General features: G+C 53.2%; 13 protein-coding genes and 1 pseudogene. 3 read left to right on the forward strand and 11 right to left on the reverse strand.

Translation table 11 applies throughout. From position 1 onward, the window contains the following. Positions 1 to 162: 162 nt before the first annotated feature. The 3 genes from HYG81_RS44020 to HYG81_RS44030 form a co-directional block, all read right to left on the reverse strand. Entirely contained in the window at positions 163 to 861 is a 699-nt protein-coding gene (locus HYG81_RS44020; RefSeq protein ID WP_226778664.1) for a hypothetical protein, read from the reverse strand. Between the two features lie 109 nt (positions 862 to 970). Next, the gene (locus HYG81_RS44025; RefSeq protein ID WP_226778665.1) at positions 971 to 2,365 is read right to left on the reverse strand and encodes an ATP-binding protein; all 1,395 of its coding nucleotides are present in this window, start codon (positions 2,363 to 2,365) and stop codon (positions 971 to 973) included. Positions 2,366 to 2,525: 160 nt separating this feature from the next. Further along, positions 2,526 to 4,526 carry a hypothetical protein gene (locus HYG81_RS44030; protein WP_226778666.1) on the reverse strand — a complete coding sequence of 667 codons (2,001 nt, stop codon included), beginning with the start codon at positions 4,524 to 4,526 and terminating at the stop codon, positions 2,526 to 2,528. A 70-nt stretch (positions 4,527 to 4,596) separates the two neighbouring features. Between HYG81_RS44030 and HYG81_RS44035 the strand changes: the two genes are divergently transcribed. Continuing rightward, positions 4,597 to 5,529, forward strand: coding sequence for a WD40 repeat domain-containing protein (locus tag HYG81_RS44035; RefSeq protein ID WP_226778667.1), 933 nt, complete (start codon positions 4,597 to 4,599; stop codon positions 5,527 to 5,529). 548 nt (positions 5,530 to 6,077) lie between these two features. Here HYG81_RS44035 and HYG81_RS45990 read toward each other — a convergent pair. The 4 genes and pseudogenes from HYG81_RS45990 to HYG81_RS44055 form a co-directional block, all read right to left on the reverse strand. Continuing rightward, positions 6,078 to 7,043 (reverse strand): annotated as a pseudogene (locus HYG81_RS45990) (ADP-ribosylglycohydrolase family protein). Further along, positions 6,955 to 7,170, reverse strand: a complete 216-nt coding sequence (locus HYG81_RS44045; RefSeq protein ID WP_083860938.1) for a KTSC domain-containing protein — start codon at positions 7,168 to 7,170, stop codon at positions 6,955 to 6,957. Before HYG81_RS44045 ends, HYG81_RS45990 begins: the two are co-directional and overlap by 89 nt. Before the next feature lie 9 nt (positions 7,171 to 7,179). Then, a complete protein-coding gene (locus tag HYG81_RS44050; RefSeq protein WP_206537184.1) occupies positions 7,180 to 8,931 on the reverse strand; it encodes an ATP-binding protein in 1,752 nt (583 codons plus the stop codon). Further along, the gene (locus HYG81_RS44055) at positions 8,924 to 10,141 is read right to left on the reverse strand and encodes an SIR2 family protein (RefSeq protein WP_226778668.1); all 1,218 of its coding nucleotides are present in this window, start codon (positions 10,139 to 10,141) and stop codon (positions 8,924 to 8,926) included. Before HYG81_RS44055 ends, HYG81_RS44050 begins: the two co-directional genes overlap by 8 nt. A gap of 721 nt (positions 10,142 to 10,862) precedes the next feature. On the opposite strand from HYG81_RS44055, the gene HYG81_RS44060 reads away from it, so the two are divergent. Then, positions 10,863 to 11,987: a tyrosine-type recombinase/integrase gene (locus HYG81_RS44060; protein WP_226778669.1), complete on the forward strand. Its 1,125-nt coding sequence runs from the start codon at positions 10,863 to 10,865 to the stop codon at positions 11,985 to 11,987. Between the two features lie 919 nt (positions 11,988 to 12,906). Here HYG81_RS44060 and HYG81_RS44065 read toward each other — a convergent pair. Then, the gene (locus tag HYG81_RS44065) at positions 12,907 to 13,383 is read right to left on the reverse strand and encodes an ArsR family transcriptional regulator (protein ID WP_226778670.1); all 477 of its coding nucleotides are present in this window, start codon (positions 13,381 to 13,383) and stop codon (positions 12,907 to 12,909) included. A gap of 115 nt (positions 13,384 to 13,498) precedes the next feature. Between HYG81_RS44065 and HYG81_RS44070 the strand changes: the two genes are divergently transcribed. Next, on the forward strand, positions 13,499 to 14,281 hold the full coding sequence (locus HYG81_RS44070) for a DUF8170 family protein (protein ID WP_226778671.1): 783 nt from the start codon (positions 13,499 to 13,501) through the stop codon (positions 14,279 to 14,281). A gap of 626 nt (positions 14,282 to 14,907) precedes the next feature. Here HYG81_RS44070 and HYG81_RS44075 read toward each other — a convergent pair. Genes HYG81_RS44075 through HYG81_RS44085 form a run of 3 tightly spaced genes read right to left on the reverse strand, consistent with a single transcriptional unit; the run spans position 14,908 to position 21,324 of the window. Further along, positions 14,908 to 18,339 carry an ATP-dependent helicase gene (locus HYG81_RS44075; RefSeq protein ID WP_226778672.1) on the reverse strand — a complete coding sequence of 1,144 codons (3,432 nt, stop codon included), beginning with the start codon at positions 18,337 to 18,339 and terminating at the stop codon, positions 14,908 to 14,910. Then, positions 18,339 to 19,253 carry a PD-(D/E)XK nuclease family protein gene (locus tag HYG81_RS44080; protein ID WP_226778673.1) on the reverse strand — a complete coding sequence of 305 codons (915 nt, stop codon included), beginning with the start codon at positions 19,251 to 19,253 and terminating at the stop codon, positions 18,339 to 18,341. Before HYG81_RS44080 ends, HYG81_RS44075 begins: the two co-directional genes overlap by 1 nt. After that, positions 19,246 to 21,324: a PD-(D/E)XK nuclease family protein gene (locus HYG81_RS44085; RefSeq protein ID WP_226778674.1), complete on the reverse strand. Its 2,079-nt coding sequence runs from the start codon at positions 21,322 to 21,324 to the stop codon at positions 19,246 to 19,248. Before HYG81_RS44085 ends, HYG81_RS44080 begins: the two co-directional genes overlap by 8 nt. Positions 21,325 to 21,362 lie beyond the last annotated feature (38 nt).

The raw sequence follows: 21,362 nt of genomic DNA on the forward strand, positions 1-21,362 counted from the left end.
TGTTGTTTTTGGTTCTAGAAGTCCAATGGGGATCGGTTTTTTGAATTGGCGCATCAGAAGAAGTACTACAGCCATTTAATGGTAACATTAATCTTAAGAGTATCAGAACCGGTATCGAGCCACTATTCGGGTCGCAGAATTGTAAGGGGAGAATTGAATTCGCTATACGGGCTCTTCAGGAGGGTTAAATAGACGGTCGAGTTCGAAAAGGGGCTCAATGTCCCCTGTAGCATAATGCGAAATCAACCGTTCGAGGTCATCTATCGAGCAGGGGCCAGTATCACCGTTATCAAGTCCATCGACATACAGCTCTCCCAGAACCTGCCCGATGTGCTTGCCCTGTACATGTGCGGAGTCAATCGCATCGTATCCCTGCAGAGACGTCTCCAGATTATAATCGGAGTAGTAGGTAGGTGTCGTCTCAACGCCCTCCCAGTCACAGAGCGTCTCGAACTTCGGGAAGTCCTTCCATTCCGGGAGTCGATTACCGTGGCGTTCAGTCGCTGGATGTCTCAGATCCTCGTGACCAACGAGGAGCGGTTCAACGTCGACACCCACGAGTGCGCCCCAGTTGCGAAGGTGGATGACGTCAAACCCATCTCCGTTATAGGTGAGCGTACGACTTGCATCCCGAGCACGACACCAGGAGACGGCGTCTTCTAACAGAGAGGCGGTAGAGTCATCGTCCCATCCCCCACGACGAAAGAGTACCGTCGTCTCAATCGGGCCATCAGGTTCAGACTGATAGCCAAGCGCAATTGCAATCAGTTCGAAGTAAGTGGTGTCATCGAAATCATCCCAGCCAGGATCGTTAAAGGGGCTAGCAGTTTCGACGTCAATCGCGAGCGTTCCGTGACTCATATCCGCTGACTGCTCAATACGTGGATATAAATCACTGGTAGACTCATCCATGGTTCGGGGAAAATCCGGCAAATACGCAGTTGTTTCTACCGGATGTTTTGATTCTGGGTTACTCCTTGTGTACAGCCACCTGTCCGACCTCGCCGAGAAGGTCGGTAAGCGCGTTCTCGAATTCCCTAGTTTGATCCGGGAATGGAGTCCGAGTGTGTGCCAGCTCATGAAGCAGCACCCCCAGGAAAGTGCTTGCGTCAGTCAGGACATCTCGATGGACGATAATACGTTGGTCACGACCCTGATGGAGTCCCTGCGTTGAATCGTCGTCAGTCGCTCTGAACTGTTGTGCGATGCGGAACTCATAGTCAGCAGGGTGGCTCACAATTTCAAAGAGGTCGTGACGGAGGTCCCAGATTTGTCGTTCGGGTTCCCTGAGGTCGGTCTCCGTAACCCACGTGAACTCGAAGCTGTCCTCATACTCGTTCTGATACACGGAGACGTCGCGAATCGTGTTCCCATCGATATCATCTGTCGAGTTCAACTCGTCACGGATCCGGTCAGGAACCGTCACGACATCGTATCCGTCGTCTCGGGCATGGTCAAGCAGATCTCTGTTGCGTCGTTGTTCGTCGACGGTCGAGACCACGACCTTCCGGCGGGCGTTGAGGATCTGGACTGCGTGAAGCTGAATTGGCTTCCAACCGAGTTCGTCGTGGGTACTTCCCTCAGTAAACCGCTGGAGATCGTCGACAAGACGTTCGGCAACAGTTTCAGACTCGCATGCCCGAAGGATTCGTTTCACTCGGGCAGTGTAGGCCGTTCGCCCAACGTTCGAACGCTCCCGATTGAGCGCATCTCGGATTTGCTTCGTCGTATTGGTGATGTCGTACGAGAAGAGGAAGTTCTCCTCTTCAGCAACTTTTAATCCGGTGACGTAGACCGCGGCGGATTCACCATCAGCGACCCGATAGACGTTCCCAAAGCGAGTCGCTTCCAGTTGTTCGACGTCGCTATACCGGATGAAGTTCCCTTTCGCTTCCTCGATCGCGTCTTTGCTTATCCCGTCGAGAATGACGTCGGTCCCCTCAAGAGACTGCTCTGGCGGTTGCACGTCGACGTGAAGGGTAGAGATGTCTTCGAATCCATGCTTTGGTGCTTCCTCGGTTCGGAACGTGTTGTGCTTCGAGTGAATAACCACGTTGATACCGTGTCGATGGAAGGTCGCGAGCGCATCCTTCAGCCCAACGCCGAACTTCCCGATGACCGTATCTGGGCGTTCGAGTTTCTCCTCGTTTTCTGCCTGCGTGAAGTGATCATATCGGAGTCCTCGACCGAAATCTCGAATGTGCCACCGACCCTCATCATCCTGATAGATATCAGGCTCTTGTGTGTCGGTGAGTGCGTGTTCATCGAGGGCGTTAGCAATGAGTTCTCGAGCCCCGTCAGCAGGCCCCCAAGCCTCAAGAACGTCCTCCATATTTAGGTCGAACTTTCCAGTTTTCGTATTCATGTCTTCCAGAATTGACTTCTATACGATAAATGTGCCGTCTATCGAGAGCCTGTTGGTTACTTTCTGGTCGGGGATCAAAGCCCAAGAACCGCTGTAAAGTGAGTGCTAGCCTGATTAAGTCCACGTCGCAGAATAGGCTCCTAGTAGTTACAGAGGACAGCTACGTCTCTGGAAGAGGATCAGGGTTGTTCTGTTTCTCTATGTCTGTCCCAAGGCTCCAGGTATCTTCCCCACTAGGGCCGATACGGGGATACGAACTATATTCACCCGGTAGTTCGCGGTGGTTGCCGGTTTGCAGTATGTCGATTGTGGCGAGAAGGTCAAGCCATTGCGGTTTGGTGAGTTCAACATCAACCCCTTCGGCATTACCTTCTCCGAGACGCATTTTTGCAAACACATTGTCTTCGTTCGAGGAAGTAATCTGCAGTATTAATGGTTCTTCTTCGCCAGAGCTGCCGGATATCCGGTGAGGCTCGTTCTCGGCATGATCGAACGGGTATGTCTCCAGATCAAGGACTTTTCCCTGACCAGAGACCTCACCACCAGAAATTGTCTCAAGCGATACCAGCACAGTCTCCAGTTGTTTGACCTCATCACCAGCTAACCAGATGTAACCTCCCTCCCACGACCCGCGTCCAAAATGAAGCTTGAGAGCAAAGTCTCCATCCGCTTCGAAATCGGTGATAGTGAGGCGAACATAGCCTTGTTTCATCTCTGATGGGTTTTCGAACGGGTCCTCGCTATCATGGTAGGGATCAGCAGACCGTCCTTTGAGGAGATACGATCGAGCTTTTTTCCCTTGTTCAAACTCAGACTCTGGCGACCGGAGTGAGTTTGAAAAGGTTGCAGAGATCCAGCCATTTGTATCCGCTAATTCTGAATTGTCGGTCAGGAGATCCTGTGCATACTCGGCTGCATCTGAGTTCTTCAAGCGTTCAGCTTCTTCTTCAGTAACAAAGGGAGAGATGACATCCTGTCCTCGTTCAAGTGTGATGTCCCCGTAGCCGATTTTTCTGGGCCTGTATCTATCCATGTATCCATCGTGCTGAGGGATCATATTCGTCGCTCGCCGAGCGAGGCTGACCGTCCCGTCCTCATCCACGGCCAGGATCCCTACTTCATCCAGTTCCTCATGCAGAGATAGAACGTTTAGACTCTCCTCTTCGAGGGGTTGAGGAACTGCAAGATAGAGCCGAGATAGGGTCTTTGTCTGGAGAAATTCAGAGAGCTGCCGAATCATTCGGTCCCCGCCAAAGGATGATTCACCCTTTGCTTCAACGCCAATGACCTCGTTGAGATCCGGGGCCTCGACAGCATCTGTCGGGTCTGGACTTTCTGGGAATGCGAGGAGATCTATCGGGCGGAACGCTTGATCCGACTCCCGTACATTAGGGAGATACGCCTCGGGAAGACCCCCATACTCTCGCCAGATACAATGACGGATCCACGGTTCTTCACGTCGCGCGAACACGGGGTCGGTCTCGCGAGAGAGGAGCTCAGCATCGCGCAAGATATGAGGGTCGTAGGCTTGGTCTGGGTCGATATTTTTCTCAATATCGTAGAGGACGCCTCCCCTGAGATTGAGCGGGACGTGGATAATTCCCATCTCCGTGGGGCAGCGAGCGCGTTGAAGCTCGGTCATAGCCTGTGTCAACGGAATCGGGGATTTTGAGTCTGCCACTGGCCCATCAAGTTTGGAGGAGATGTACTTCCGAATAGTAGCGGCCGCCGAAGTGCGACGATTCAGAAATTCCTCTGGGAGCGCCTGTTCAATCGCATGATCGACGGTTTCCCGTGTATACTCCCCAGCAGTGATACCAGCACACAGCTTCTGACTGGTCTGGTTTAAAATGCCGATGTCTGGTTTGTTCGACCCATTGAGAACATTCTGGAGACCATCAACGGCATGGGATGCGAAGAAAATCCGATCTAGAGCACCGCTCTCCATGTATCGATGGCTCTGATCATAGAGAGTAGATCCAAAACCGACTCCAGATTTGTTTTTCAACTCAATCCCCCATACCTCGTTGTCCGGCGTCTTGGCAATCAGATCGATGCGTCCCGTTCCAAGATTCACCTCTCCTTCAACATCCATCCCTTTCTTAGTCTCTAACCAGTACCAGAGCCGTTCCTTCAGCAGAGCTTCAATAAATGCGGCCATTGAATTGTCACTATAAAATGGTAAGTCATCTATAAAAGATTATCTCTTTGAATCTCATGGTAGGATTCAGATGAGAGACGATAAGGTGCGTATCGAGATATGTGAAGCCCAAGACCACATCTATGACAAGACTAGGGCATGGGCAACATTTGATCCTGAATCCTATCAATCCTTTTTCCCGGATAGGTGTCGAGATTTTTACGGCGTTCCATCAGACAATGGACAGTACATTGCATGCTGGGCAGAGAACGAACGGGAATATTCCAAGGGTTACGAACCAGCCGGAATCTGTCTTGTCAGCTCCCACAAGGTCGTTCAAGTAATCGAAGTTTCTGGCATCTCGGAAGCGGTTCCTGGGAATGATGGAACGATAGCAGCGCTAGGCGATCGAGGCGATACGTTCTATTTGTTCGATTCTAACGGCACGCAGCTTTTGAAAGAGTCCTTTGAGAGTAACACTGCAGCGTTAGCGATCTCACCCAATGGTCAGTACGCTGCTCTGGCTACCGCGTTCCCAGACAACGCAGTTCACATCTACGAAACTCGAAACGGTCGATATCTTGGACGTACCGAAAACGTGTCTACCAGCGTTCTCGGCCATCTTCAGTTCACATCCCGTAATGACAAGAGAATCGTTGAGACATACAACATCGGTCCAGATTCGACATTAGATGTTGACCCAAGGCGGAAGGAAGTATTGGATGAGATTCCCGTAGAGGCACAGTTAGATATGATGCAGTTGGAAGGAATTGCAATCGTTCCTGACTCGTCTATTGGGGAGTGGCATTTCGTCCCCAACGAAATACTGGAAGAAGTAAATGGGGCACTCCGGATTCCAGGCGTGGAACTTGTGATGAGTTGCGGCGAAAAAGTGGAACCGCTTACTGCAGATTTGATTATCGACAACCCCCAGAACGCAGTGAAAGGGAGGTATGAGTTCTGTGAAAAGTGCAAATCATCGTCGGCCGCATATCCTAATACGAAGGTAGAGCGGACACGTTGACGCAAGGGAGTGAAGTCAACCGACACAAGTGAAGACGCTCTTTCTCCTACCCTACAATCACCCGATCGAGGAACACCCTATTCGCCTCGTGGAACCTAACAACTCCGTCTCGCCCCGGACAGTGGATGGGTAACAAGCAGAGACACCTAGAGCGCCATCCAACTGGTGACAGATACGGTCTCGGCACAACCGTCAGCCGATAAACTCGCACCACGAACGCGGCGAGCATGCGACGAAAAGATGGATGTCTCGCTAGCGAAGAAGGACGGCGTGTACGAGGTTCATACCGAATCAAGGAATTTCTACGATGTCGCCGCTGAGACGAGTACCTGTCTCGACTGGCAGCGGTACGACCCGAAGAGGGCTGTAAGGATATGCGTCGCGTCGATATCGAAATTGAGGCAGGGTACGTCCCAAGACCAGACGAACATCGTCCTCTCACGGAATCGAAATAGCAGCCAAATTCGCTACTGTAGGCTGTCAGTAGCGGTTGAACTTAACCAGAATCATAATATTAAGATTAAGTGATAGACTGGGGCTTCGGAAAGCTAGCTAACGGAATCCTCGTCCACGGTGAATTCTGCAGTGATTAGTACCGACTCGAGGTGTTCGATTTCATCAGCACACTCCAACTCGCCGATCCATCGATCGAGGAGTGCATCTGCTCCGAAGCGAGCTCCCGCGATAGCTCCCGTAACTGCACCGACGGTGTCGGTGTCTTCTTCCATATTTACAGCAGAGACGATGGCTTCCTCCGCCGTGTCCGCTGTAAGTCCGTGATACAGCGATGTTTGCAGCGTATCGACCACGTAGCCGCTTGCACTGAGCGTGTCGGGATTGACACCGTCCGGAACGGAGCGTAACGCTGTGAGGAGTTCCTCGGGAGCATCGGCTTCGATATGATCGAGAGCGTCTCTGAGAGGAGTTGGTCGCTGGGCTACTAATTCTGCCAAAATGAGATTGAGCACGATGCAACCATACGTGCAGCGCGGATCCGCGTGCGTGATCGCTGAAGACGTCGCACTCACACGTGCGAGGTCGCTCCACTCATCTCGAAAGGCGGCTGAATATGGTTCACAGCGCATGATACTCCCATTTCCGGCATTGCCCCCTTCAGCGCGGGACTCCCACACCTGCTGGCCAGCATCACGTCAGGATGCTCCGTGTTTGATGTTCTGGATGGCATCACTGGTCATCAGGCCAATATCGAACGGACCACCGTCATACCAGGCGACAAAGCGCTCAGCGATATCGTCCGGCCTGAACGCGTGATGCTCGGAAAGGCTTCGGGCAATACAAAGCGCCATTTCGGTATCGTCAGTAATGGTCCCTGCAGGCTGATTGTGCGTCCCGTGGCCCAGCATCCCTGTAACCGTCCCATGCGTCTGCGAGATCTGGTGTGAGGAACGGAATTCACTTCTTGGCCTAATGCCGGCCGTTTGGCTTATTGTCCAATACCTGATGTATGTATTTACCGCGTGACTGTCCTGGGGTAGTAAACTCTTCCCAAACATGTCGTGGGCAATTTCCATACCACCACTCAGTTCCGTCCGTAAATCGAACGTAGATACGCTGTACATCTTCGTCGTACGCTTCAGCGACGATTCGTGAGGAGTGATGAACCGGGTCCCAGTCAAGCACGATAATATCTTATTGATAGATATCCCGCCAAGATGTCAAAACGTCTTCGACATCAGGAGCTTCGGGATTTGAACGCCATGGTTCTAGTGAGGGGTCCTCTGCTTCAGGCCAGGGGTTCGGTTTATCGAGGAAAGCCCGTACCGGCAATTCTACGGCTTCACCGCTAATGATTGCTTCATGCGTACGTAGCGATGGAAGAACGTCAGCGATGCCAGTGACAGTGTCGGGAAGCGCTGCCTTGATTGTTCCTTGATCTTCGGAGTTGGTGAGTCGAAGAGAAATAAGGGTTCCACACTGGGCCAATGCCGTCGCAGGAAGCTCTTTCGGGCGTTGAGTCACTGCCAGGAGTCCCACTCCGTACTTACGTCCTTCCCGTGCTATACGATTTGCTGCATCCCGCGTGAGACCATCCGCACTGTCGCTGAGGTATCGGTGGGCCTCCTCTAGAACTACCAGAACGGGAGATGGGCGCCCAATCCCCCTCCCATCGGCATCACTTCGCAATGCCAGTTCAAAAAGTAGGTCTAAAACAACTCCAATGGCAATGTCGGCGGTCTGATTTGGGACACCACTAAAGTCGAGTACCGATATCGGTTTTTCGCCTCCAAGCCATCCTTTTGTGACTTCAACAAGTGGGTCCTCACCCGTCGGGTCTCCGAGTGGCCGCTGGAAGAACCGGAGTTGCGGGTCAAGTAATCCCAGTCGGAGATGTTCTGGGCTATTTCCGTAGTGGTTGTACTTCGGTCCTTTGTTTGGTGGCTGACCAGCTGGCCCGTATGGTTCGTACTGTGCTGGTTCAAGGTCGCCAGCGTCACCAGGGTCGGTCTGACATGCTGTTTCGGGGTCATCTGTTACTTGGCGAGTCTCTCGATTTTCCGCATCGATCTTGTGCCAAATTGAGCGTATGTCGAACGGAATCGGTGTCTCCGAACTCACGGCAGTTGGATCGATGTCCAACCACTCCGCTTCCTTAGCAAAATCACCACGTGCTTCGGTTATGAGTTCCTCAAAACGGTTTTGAAATGTCTTATTCGGTTGACCGCCCACGAATATTTCCAAAATTTCCTCTGCAGGGAGTGCCCAATACGGAACTCGCAATTGGGCGTCTCCATCTGCAAAAACGCTGAGAACTGATGCGATATCCTCTAACGCCGTCGCGTACTCTCCGTGTGGGTCTATGACGATAATGTTGCTAGCATTCCATCCTTCTTTTACGAAATTCTGCAGAAGAGAGGAAACGGCACTCGTCTTTCCCGAACCAGTGGACCCTACGATTGCTGCGTGTTGGACTACCAATTGCTCGGCGTTCAGAGTCACTGGGATGTCCTCGTCGACAGAGAGACAACCTGCTCGGAACCGTTCGCCGTCAGAGAGCGGAAAAATCGACTTTAAATCTGACGACGTCGTGAAGTGAACAGGATCGTTCAATCCAGGATACGACCCGACGCCACGTTGAAATTGTTCTGTTCCACGGTCGATCTGTCCAATCAATTCAACTCGTAGTCCGCGCTCGTCGTCAATTTGTGCGGCCGTCATTTCAGAATCAGTAACCGATTCTGTGATGCTGACTTTGTTGACTGTCGCTACAAGATCCACCAACCCTTGCGGAATTCTGACTAACGACCCGACCTGCCCAATCGAGTGGAGATTCCCACGGTAGATGGGAGATGTCCCCGCCATCTCTTGGTCGAGGCCAACAGTGATAGAAGCACCGTTGACATCACGGACCCGACCAATCTGGGTGGGACTATCGTTAAACATTGCTCTCCCCGAAACGACTAATCTCGTCTTCCTCTATGGACTCATCAAAACTACCCTCTTCGTCAGTTTCACTGAGCATTTCTGCCAGTTGCTCTTCCATCGTTTCCGATCTACGCTGCGTCTCGACAGACAAATTTCGAGCGAGATATTTCGAGAGATTTCGGAAGTCCCGCAGGGCCATCTTTCCATCTTTCCAGACCAAGTCTCCGTTTTCCGTTTCGTCTCTCGGAGTCTCCCACTCACCACGGTTGCCTCCGATAATAGCCTCGTGGGGGCCTATAGCCTGAATATTCGGTATCTTTTCGGCTCGCTCGGCAAGTTTCTCGGGTATCTCGGAATAGCAAAACGCGATAAACTCTGATCGTTTGCACCGAGTCGCGGCCTCAAAGATTATTTCGTTCAGGTGCTGGTCTCCGAATCCATATCCCGAAATGATGAGGATGGTCTCGTCTTCGTGTAGTGCCCGTCGGAACCGATCTTGGAGCGCCAAGAAGGGAACTCTCCTTGACTCTTCGTACTTCCTGTCGGACGGATATATTGCGGCCGCACTTTCCTCTGCTTCTTGGCCGACCCGGACGATGTCACCGTCTTTCCGGACCCAGTTAATCGAGCCATGCACTTTCCACAGTCGCACGAATGACGACGGTATTTCATCGCCATTGGCACCTTTCGTCCGTTCGACGAGCTCCGTCTGGAACCGTGCGTTCAGGTTGCCGACGAACCCGTCGAAGTACCGCGCACCGACTTTCTCAAATGCAGTCTCTAACAATAGGTCGTAATTTACTGTGAACACTTCTACAGGACGATGGTAGTCTCCACGCGCTGCCCACGTGGCGAAATATAGCATCGGGTCGATGTCAGCCTGTTCAATATCCAATGCCTGCACAATTTCTCGGCAAATTGCTTCGTCAAGAGCCGCCGCGTCTTCTGCCGTCAGATCATCGAGAGACTGCCCCTCGTTGACTAAGGCTGAAATAGACCTAATTCTACTTAATGCATCCTCTAGTTCGTTTTCAGCTAACTGATTCTCAAATGCCGCTGCGTGTTTCGTACTCAACTCTGAGAGAACCTCCCTTTGAAGGGCCGATACGTCCGACAGTCCACACGCAGAGGCAGCACCAGCACCGAGGAAGGTACAGACGTGACGCTCCCGCGTCGCTAACTTCGAACTGAGTGAATTTGCATACTCTATCGGGTTATGTGTAGTCACGAGCAACTCCTCCTTTTCAGTTTAGAGCGAGTTCTGTCGGTTAGTGTTGCTTCGGAATTGCTGGACAATTCAATGTCTTTAATCTTGTTCATCTTCATTCCTGCTTTCGAACCCTATTATAATCCATAAGGGTGACATTGGATCCAATGGTATTGTAAATATCGGAATTAATTACTTACTCTCGCTTTGTCGAATACGGCTACATTTGGCTGGTGTCGCGACTCAAATGAGATTCTAACATAGAGACTCCATGAGAGGCATTTAATAGCTGATTGAAATATATTGCTGCTAAACGGTGATCTTTCATTTGAACAGTTACCAATTCCCCTGTATCGTTTGTAAATCACACTAAGCTGCCAACTTCTGAGAAGGATCCACAGTTTCGGAGTTTTGGTTGTGTTGTGTGCCTTATTTTCACTGCTGATGAGACCGGCTAGGTTCTCTTCCGGTGATGTGAGAGGAAATCAGAATCGCTAGGCATCTCCCGTTTCATAACTATTCCCGGAGAACAGAAGGCACGCTTCAAAACCATCCTCCGAAGTTGTGGCCTTCAGGCCTAGGGCTTCGTATAGCCACATACAATTTATAAATTAGAGTGTCGCCGTTACATCCCTCCTATCCTTCGATATAGGAAGAATTCGAGAATCCAAATCTACTGTGTATTAGACGAGTTGTACACAGTAGATTTACGTGGGTCGCCGCCGTCGGTCAAGCACGAACCATGGAACCGGACGAGGGAGACGCTACACTCGGGGGAACGCCGGTCGAGACGGCCATCCAGCAGTACCTCGACAGTGTTGAGGCTGGCAACTCCCGGAAGAACTTCCAGTCGACCCTCGTGACGTGGCAGTCTTGGCTACACGAGGAGCGGGGAGTGACGAGCCTCGAAGAGCTGGACGTCCTCGACTGTCGACGGTACGCTCGCCACCTCAAGCGACGTGTCCGTGCCGGGGACCTGAAAGCAAGCACCGTGACGACCTACTACGCGTACATCCGTGCGTTCCTCTCCTTCTGTGTTGCCGACGAACTCCTGGACTCGAATCCAGCGAAGGTCAAGCGCGCGACTGACGAACTCCCAGAAGACCTCGGTGATGCCGATCGCCAGTTCTGGCAACAAGAAGAACGGCGTGCGATCCTGCGCTATGTCGACGAGCGAGTCCAGCGTGCCCTCGACGACGAGGCAGACATCTCTCGGGATCGAGCCTACCGTGACCGGGCAATCATCTATCTCTTGTCTCTCTCGGGTGTCCGTGGGGCAGAGGTATTCGCCGAGCCTTCCGACGAGAAACGCACCGGCATCACCTGGAGGGACGTCCAGCTCGACGCTGGTGCCGTCCGCGTCCTCGGAAAGTCACGCGAGTACGAGTATGCCCAGCTTCCTGAGAGGGCTGCGACGGCGCTTGAACGGTACAAGACCGTCCTCGATCCACCGACCGACGAGTGGCCGGTCTTTCCCAGTGCACACGCTCCCTCGAAATATCGCGCCGTACGCGAGCAGCTGTCGCAGCGGGACGTTCCAGACGACGAAATCGAGACCATCCTCGAGAGCGACAACATCGATACGGTACTCCGAGAACACGATGTCGTCCCCCCAGCAATTTCGACGAACGGAGCTCGCAACTTGATGAAGCGGCTCTGTAAGGATGCCGACATCGCTGTCGACGGTGACTATCTGAAACCCCACGGCGCTCGTCGAGGACTGGGCCACGAACTCTACGCTAATGGTCATGCTGAATTAGCGCAGTCAGCGCTCCGTCACGCCAGCATCGAGACGACCCACGAATCCTACTCCGATATCCAAGCTGCAGAGACTGCGCAGCAGGTCGATGATCTACTGAGTGAATGATTTAACCAACAGGAAGTTTCTGGAGTAGTTTGTTGGTTAAGAACCAGCACTAGCGGAAGACCACTTAATCGTAATATTAAGATTAAATTTACTCAGAAATCGACGTGTCGAGAGATCACGTGCCGACACTCACGGTGGGGAAGGAACTCAGAGGCACGTTCTGCCGTTCCATTCTCGTGTTGACTCGCATGCTCCTTGATAAGTGACTGAAGCATTGTGAGCGGAACAGCTCCATCTCGAGACTCTATGTCTCGTTTGATGCCAGCACAGATTTCTGTCGTTCGATGGTCATCGGGCCCTATCCACTGGTAGACGTACTCTTGGGAATCAGCTTGGGACGAATAGCTTTGTACCCGTCTCAGGTTCGACATCGCGGTACTTTCCGTTCCTATAATCGTGAATGCTCGATCTTCATCTAATTCCGTGCGTTCAATTACCTCGTCGGCGATTCCTCGCATACTGTAATTGCCCTCAGTTAGTTTTCTGCATAGAATCTCTGCGATTTGCTGGGCCTGAGACTTCGGTATTCCTTCATAATACTGGTGTATCGCCTCAGAACGAGCGTTAACGTCGTTCCAATCGTACTGTGGAATCGTCTCTGACGGTTCTTCCTCGGACATACGGGTGTTCCCAAACAGCCGGTCAATAAGTCCCATAGTAGGATTGAGATTTGTTACTACAAAATAATTCACACGATTGGTGGGGTGTTACACTCGCTTTCTCATAGAGTCAATTCAGACATCAACCCTAATTCTTAATCTTAAGAATAAGATTATACCATATCAACCGAGGTTCAGCGCCAAGATGAATAGAAGAAGTTCGGTTGGAGAGAAAATGCTTTCCGAAAATTCGTTGGATAGGGGTGCCGGCAGTCCGACTAAGAGTCGATCGAGTTGGCCTTTCCTATCCCGGACACCCGTTATGGAGCGTTAGGTGTCTCGGACTCGGGCTCATCAAACTCGAGGGCATCAGTGACGGCCTCAGGGAGCTCTGGTCGCGGGGCACCTTCGTGACGCATCACCCGCTCAGACTTTTTCGTCTCCTCATAGACTGCACGTGCTATCGGGACGCCCCGGAGGAAGTTGTGTTCGTAGAGGATCTCGACACCGCGTTCAGTCGGTCCCCAGAATTTCGAGGGGAGATTCCGCGTCGACGCATTCGGTTCATGAACGTAGACGTCAAGGATATCCGCCTTTCGAAGCCGCTCAAGTTGATCGAGGATAGCAGCCTCGTTCTTCGGGATCATGTAGTCAAGTTCGGCCAGCGACACGAGGTGAGCTGGATGGCCGAGGATTAACTGGATGATGAGGTGCCGAGTCTCCTGCGAGAGCAGCTCACGTATTCGTCGCTGCTCTGCAAACGGATCCTCGAATCCCTCCGAAGCCGTATCGCTCATATCTCAACTTAGCCTTCTCGACTGTATAATGGTTTGGGTTAACTAAGTCAATAAAATCGCTGTTTGACTGAGTCAATCAGAAACGCCTATGACCCAGCCAATTGTGTTCAACGGTATGAGTGGTCCATCCGTTCCGCCGAACGCAGGCAAAATCATGGCAGCCGTGCAGCGGGCGTTACGCGGCCTTGACGTCGGGTCCACCGAAGCGACCCAGATTCTGTCGTGGGCAAACAGTGAGACGCCGGCAATCTACGACCGCGACCAGACTGCCTATCTCGTCCTTGGAAGCTATCGTGATCCGTATCTCCGACGCGTACGGGCGGTCAGCGATCGATTGAACCGCCGCTATGGAACGTACGCATTTCTCATCGGCGACCTCACCGACATAGACATCCCACGTCTTCCCGAATTTCGCGTGAAATTCCATATCACAGCAACACTCAGTGACTACGTCGCTGCCGTCTTCGAACAGGATGCAGGTGGCGAAGTCAACGAACTCGGCAAACTTGGTGAAACCGAGTACTTCGAGAAGGCGTACGCCTTCCCCCGCGCGTACCACTGGGAAATGGAGGGAAATTTCGCAACTGAACGCGACGTTCTCGCTGCTGGGGCACAGATTATGGCTGCTACGGACGTCGACGAGGAGACGAAAGCTGCAGAACTCGAGGCGCTCGTCGACCGGGCAGAACACGCTGGTATCGATATCACAGTCGACGATATGACTAGCAAGCTCGAGGATCAGCAGATCGACGTTCCCTCGTACAGCTGGGTTCACTTGAACGACTTTCGCCTCTTCGAACTCCACGGGCGGTGTTATCCCTGGACAACTATGGATGAACTACTCGGAGCAACGGACGAGCTTCCAGGGTCTCCCAGACCGAACTGGGAACAACAGTAGGAGAATAACCTTATACTTAAGATTAAATTCCTTCTATGGGCGTACTTCCTCCAATATCTCGAATGCATTCGAGAGGAAGCCTCGCCAGCCATTCTTCTCAACGTACTCGAAGTCTGGGGAAAGGATAGCGAGTTTTGTGAGTTCCTCTTCCCATCCAGCCTGAGGGTGAGTGTAGACGATCCAAGGGGCAAAGCTCGGTTTGGGGAAAATCTCGTACTCACCTCCACGCCCACCCCTAATTTTCAGGGTTGTTTCGCCAACGCTCGTTCCAAAGCCAGTGATAGTGTATGAAGTCGAGTCGTAGTTCCGGTCTACCGTCTCCCAGATTATCCGATAGTCGTCTCACAGTGCTCGATCGACGCTTTCCAGCGAAGCAATTGCTTCAGTAAGAGCCTCGAATACGGATTTCTCTCCATGTCGGGTCGACCAATTGAGGACGACACCACTCTGAGCGGACATCCAGAGATGTTACTTTCCAGATACAATAAACAAATCGCTATCAAATACTCCAAGCTATAGAAGACGCATTAATCCTAAGTTTAATTCTAATATTAAGATTAGTTCGGTTGGACATCGGCAACAACAGCAATCGACAGGCAGGAGAGAGTAGAAGAGTTTGCGAGAGTTTAGTGAATTTGGCTGCAGGACAGGCTGCGATGGGGACACCATTTGCAGTGATCGCCTGCAGTGTAGTCATCAAAGGTCGAGTCTTCAGCCTCTTGTAACCGTGAGAGGAGGTCTTCCCGACACTGATCTAACTCATCTCTCGAAAACGAACGAGTACTCATGTCGGGGCCAACCGAACCGACATAGACATAGCCGGCTTCATCGATTCGTTCGCCGAAGAGCTGTTGGCATGCGAGCAAGTAGATTGGTAACTGAAAGTTGTCATCAAGCGAGCGCTGTACCGTGGTCGCCTTGTAATCGAGGACAACGAGGTTACCAGCCGAGTTGCGACAGACAGCGTCAATTTTCCCCGTAATCGTATGACCATCAATGTTGAGCGTGAACGACCGTTCTGCACTGAGGATCTCCCACGAACTCGCCTCAGTGCTGAAGTACCGATCGACACAATCCTTGGCCTGATCAACGATATCAGCCGAGTAACTCTCCTGGCGGCCGAGTTCCTCACAGACATTGTTCCATTCCTCGGGTGACATTAGGCTCCGTTTCGCAGCTATCTCAGCAGTATCGTGGAAGAGGATACCCATGTCCCGAATCGATACGGTGTCGGAACCGGGGGCACCTCGCTGGGGGTCCTCGAACGCACGAACAAGATAATCGAGATAGTGTCGCCGGGAACACTGGCTGTACTTCTCGAGCGAAGTATAGCTGTGCCGGTGACTCAACGCGGGCCCACCATCCGTCGACAGTGCTTCAACGGCAAATCCAGCCGTTGCAGGTGAGACAGACTCAAGGTCCCCATTCAGCAAACCACGAGCAAGTTCAAGGACGCGATCCCGCGCCCCTGACTGGGATAAGGGTTCGCCGTTCACAGAGATAGTCGGATCCAGGCCGCCATCGGTCGGAGCAACCTCGTCCGTCCAATCTGTAGCCTCCGGTGGAAGTCCAGTGGTGACCTCTTGCCAGATAGGGAAGGACGCACCGGTGGCTCGCCAAGGGATTTGCTCGGGGAGCCAGGAGTCGATGAACGATAGCGAGAGATCACCGTCGTCAACTCCGCCGTCGTCGGCGTGCCGACCAACGAGTACGAGTTGCTCTTCTGCACGCGTCATGGCGACGTGGAAAATGCGGCGCGCTTCATACTCGTCGCGCTTTTCGAAGTCCTGGTCGAGAGGGGTAGCAGCCGTCTCTTCGAGCGTGTGGCCGAGTGTATCGTACGAGCGCGTGCTTGGTTCCCACTGGGCAGCAGAAAGGTTCGGAAGAAAGACGACCGGGAATTCTAGTCCCTTGCTCTTGTGTACGGTCATGATGTTGACCGCGTCACTCACCGCCTCAGCTTGGTCTTGCACGCCAGCGATACTATCGTCGAGTGACTCCATGAGGGAGAGCAGATCGAGGAACGACTCGTCTAATGCTGGCTGGAGCGCTCCCTCTCCGAAGGAGTCGATAAGTGACTCCAGTGTTCGTAGGTCTCGTCGTTCTTGTGGCGACAGGTACCAGTCGATATTTGTTTGTTCTTTCAACTCGCGGAACAGACGAGCTACAGAGTAGATCTCTCGCTTGGCACGCAGCGTCTGGAAATCTTCGCGGGCTCGTTGAACACGTTCCGGTTCACGAAATTGGTCGAGCGGAAGCGACTGCAATGCCTCTGATAACGAATCAGAGGCAGTGTTAAGTAATCTGAGATCAGCGTTGTGAAGGCGATAGCGCATCGTCAACACACGATTCAGACTGACCTCGTCCGCTGGATTTGCGAGTGCTTTGAGATACGCGAGGACGGTCTCAACACCAACCGAATCAGCCGCGAGTCCACCAGCGAGTTGATACGGGATGCCACGCTCTTCAAGCGCCCGTACAATCGGCTTTGCATGACGATTTTTCCGTACGAGAAGTGCGATGTCGCCTGCGTCGTACGTTTCATCGACGTCATCGAGTGACCCTGTAAGGAGGTGGCCGATTGCAGTCGCAATCTGTTCAGCTTGCTCTTCATCGTCCTCAGCTGCCGTTATCGTCGCAATGCCATCGCTCGCATCCGCAGCGTCACCGACCGCGGTGAGTTCCTTCTCGCTCCCACGGGCCTCTAGCTGTGCAATGACGTTGTTCGCGACATCCAGAATCGGTTGCTTGGAGCGGAAGTTCTCCTCAAGTGTTTCTGGAACCAGTGTCTCGTATCGTTCCTCGAGTCGGCTCCCGATATTCTCAACTGCCGCCCCACGCCATTCGTAAATCGCCTGGTCATCATCACCGACCACGAACAGTTGGTCATCGTCGGCGAGCTGGTCGACGAGTTCGAATTGGACAGCATCCGTATCCTGGAATTCGTCACAGAACACGTAATCATACTGTCCCGCAATCTCGGCACGGATGTCTGGGTCCTCAAGGAGCTCGAGTGTCGCACCGATCAAGTCGGCAAAGTCGACCAACGATGCTTCGTGTAGGCGTTGCTCGTACGCCGTATAGCCGGCTACCAGATCGGCTGTTTCTTGGCATTCCTCGACGAACGACCGAAGTTTCCCGGTGAGCGTGACGGAGATCGAATCGGGGATACCGCTCGGTGGACTGGAGTACGTCCCGAACAGATATGCCGGCAGACGGAACGCAGGCTTGTACTCACCATCGATGATCGACGCTTCCTCCGTTTCTAATAGCTCAGCGAGTGAAGTACAGGTTTCCTCCATGCCGCGCAGATATGTCGCGACCGACCGTTCGACCCCAGCCTGACCGAGCGCAGATCGTTCGTCTGCTATCGATTGCTGAAGGTCGGCGATTCCGTCACGCATCTCCTCGAGGCGGTCTGCAGACGGGGCCCGCCAGCTGACCCGCACCGTCTCGTTCGCCCGGTCGACAATTCGGTCGACGAGTGCCTCTAGTTCTAGGAGGCGGTCAGCGTCACCAAGGAATGTCTCGATGGTACTCGGGGAGATCCCTTTGCTCTTCATTGTGGAGATGAATTTGAGCAGGCTGCCTGCCGCCCCATCGGCATGCGAATCGGGGCCATAGACTTCAGGACTGGTGAATCGATAGGTGATTTCATCGAGCGCTTCGTGAATGAGGGCGGTTCGATCAGCGTTATTCACGACATCGAATTGCGGATCGATTTCAGCGTGATACGCGTACTCTCGAAGGATATCGTGGCAGATGGAGTGATAGGTATACGCGTTTACGTCGTATCCCGGTGCGCCAAGCTTCTCGTTCAGCTTCTCGCGCATCGAGTCTGCAGCCTTGTTCGTGAACGTCAATGCGAGGATTCGATCCGGTGAGACATCGTGTTCGTCGATCAAGTGCTCGACCTTTCGAACCATCGTGAACGTCTTACCGGTCCCGGCTCCGGCCAACACTCGCATCGGATACTCACCAGACTCGATGATGCGCTGTTGGGGAATCCGCGGTGACGGCTCTTCGACGGGTTCGTCTTCGGAGGGTGGTGGTGACATCAGAACTGCACCTCCTCTGCGAGTGCATCGGTACACATAGATCGATAATCACATCGGCCACAGGCGTTCTCGCGGATGGCGTCCCACTGAATGGGTTCGAAGTCGTTCTCACGTATCCCGTCGTGTGCCCGCTGAATCAGCCCCCAGATCGTTTCTTCTTCGCTATAGTAGGTTTCCTCGACATCACGACCATAGCCCGAGACACGGGGTCGGACGCCGGCAGTACTCTTTTCGAGATCCGTGTTTGCGAGTAGTCCATAGTACGTGAAGACGATCTCCATCCCCGGCTCGTAGACGGATGTATTCTGAATCCCCTCGATGTAGGTCGCCACCTGAATTGCACTCTTAACGATACGAGGGTGATAGTCCTCGCCGGCAAGGTGCTCGCGGAGCTTCTCCTTTGCGCGGTCGGTCGTCGAGAGCTCATACCTGACGGATGGCTTGTAGTCGATAATCTGGAGGCCGTCGTCCGTACGGACGACATTATCAGCGTATCCGTGGAGGAAAACATCATCTCGTTCACATTCGAGTTCGACTTCCGTGAGAACGGATCCACGAACGTGATCAAGTCCTGGACCGCTCGAGAAGTAGGCCTCAATCGCTGCACGGGCGAGTTGTTTATCATACTCGTAGTGAGCAGCAGTGGCGTACTCAGTGCGACTCATGCGAGAGTCCCACTCGTCGGCGAAGGCATCGAGCGCGAGAGTACGAATCTCTTCATCCGACTCTCCAGTTACGGTCTCACAGACATACTCAATGGTGCCGTGCAGCGCCAGCCCACGGTCTAAATATCGGCGCGTTTGATTGGAATTTTCGACAGAGAGGTTGTGCTTATATTCGTACTGACGCGAACACCGAGTGTACGTTCCCAGTCGGGAAGGAGACAACGGTTGCGATGAGTCGGAATCAGTCACGGCGAACCCTCCCTTCAGCGAAGTCGACATGTGCTTCGAATGCGGCTTCAAGTCCGGGGTCATCTGTCTCATCCAACAGCTGCTGGATCGCGCCGAACTGCGTCTCAATCGCGTTCAGGTCGACGTCACCGCCAGTGACGGGTGCGGTCCGTACGTCCTGAAGAGCACGATCTACGCTGGAGAGTACTCTCGTTGCAGCACGACCCTGGCTATGGACGTCCTCGTGGGTGATCGAGTCAAATTCGAACTGGTCCCGGAGCTGTTGCAAGAAGCGGGACGGCTGTTTGTACTTTCCTGGATCTGCTGCGTTCTCTGTATAGGTACAGAAATACAGTTGATCCGTCGCCGCGTTGGCGCCAACCGCGAGGAGCCGTCGGCTCAGCTCAGTGTAGTACGCCGAGAACGGGTGGTTGATGTCGTCGTCTGCGGTCGGGAAGGTTTCACGAACTTCGTCTCGAGTCGGACTCGTGACAGCAGGGTATTCGGGGAGTGATTTGAGTTGCGCAATCGGAAAGAGCGATGAAAAGCGTGGGACTGCAGGGTACTCCTCCTCGACGACGTTCAGGACGAACACCGCCTTCCAGGAAGCGTTTTTGACCACACGAGCAGAGTCGACGAGGACCCCGCCCTCCTTTACGTCGACCTCGCTGTAGAAGTCAGGTGCAGAGTATCGGAATGCTCGCTCCAGTGCCTGACAGAACGCGTCCCACGAGGATTCCAGTAGCGGACAATCCTCAACGAACCTCGCGAGGTCGAGAATACGCCTGATGTGCTGGAACTGGATGCGAGCTTCCAGACGTGATTCGTTCGCAGCTACCCGTTGCTTGAGATCCGTGTCGAGAACCCAGGTCGTCAATGCGTCCGAAACTGGTTCAGTCGCCAGTTCGTCATCGTCGAGAATCGTTGTGAAGTCCGGAACTCTCGCTTCAAGCAGAGTTCGGGATTGGTCATCTCCACCCGACTCAAGAGATCGAGCAACATGATACAGCTCCCGAGCGGCAGGGTCATCAGAAAGCGCACTCGTGGTGATGGACGCCGTCGGAATGCCTGCTTGCTGTAAGATACGAACGGTCTCTTGGATAGGTGAACTCGAATCTTTGAGGACGACCGCGAACTCATCGTACGACCACCCCTCTGTCGTTCGACGGCGTTCGATTTCTTCTGCGACGGTCTGCACCTGATCGGCGAACGTCACCTCGGTTATCTCGAATAGACCGTCCGTAGCTGCCGGTTGTGGCGCTTCGCCTGTCGCGAGATACGCTGCTACCTGAGCAGGTCCTGATATGGGACGCGATGAATCGTGATCGACGGTTTCCATGCGAAGATGGTCGGTGATGTCTCCGGGTTCGTTCCGGACCCGCTGAATACTCCCATGTCGTTCTCCGACACACACCAAATCAGTGTCCGTCGACGCGGCTGCCAAGAATCGGCGTTCCAGGGCAGAAAACTCCTCAACCTCTACTGTCAGAATCACATCGAACTGATCGAGAATCGGCGGACGTGCGGTCTCCGCCTCCAGGTACTCTAAGGCTCGTGGGATAATGCTCGCACGTTCAGCATACCCGTTCGTCGCAAGAACCTCCTGCAGGTGAGCCGTGAAGTCGAATAATTCAGTGAGCGAGGAATCGTTCGGGTCCACGTTCTGATTTTGCCACGCTGCTGCGAGCGTGAAGCGACCGACGTCGTCTTCGAAGGCATCGAAGGCCGACGCTTGTTGCAGAAACGAATCGGCCCATTCGTACTCGGAGAGCACCGACGCAAGAACATCAGCACGCTCATGCTGCGAGACGAGCGTTGGGTTCTGTGGGCTTGCTTCGAGGATTGTTCGAGCAAATCGCGTAAGCGACATCACTTCTGGTCGTTCAACGGTCTCGACATGAGTTGCCAGAATATCGGTAAACGTCTCGATGCCAGTCGGGAACCGCTTCAACACGAGGATATCGCCGACATCGTGTTCACTCAGACACTCGACGAAGATAGGTGCGACTCGCTCCTCGATCGGGGGGCCGGTTGGAGAGAACAGATGAAGCTCACCAGGAAGTTCCGACATTGTGTGACCAATTGCAGACATAGTACTGTCGTCTGCACCCCCATTTGATAAATCTTCAG

The sequence above is a fragment of the Natrinema zhouii genome (assembly GCF_013456555.2).
Taxonomy (GTDB): Archaea; Halobacteriota; Halobacteria; order Halobacteriales; family Natrialbaceae; genus Natrinema; species Natrinema zhouii.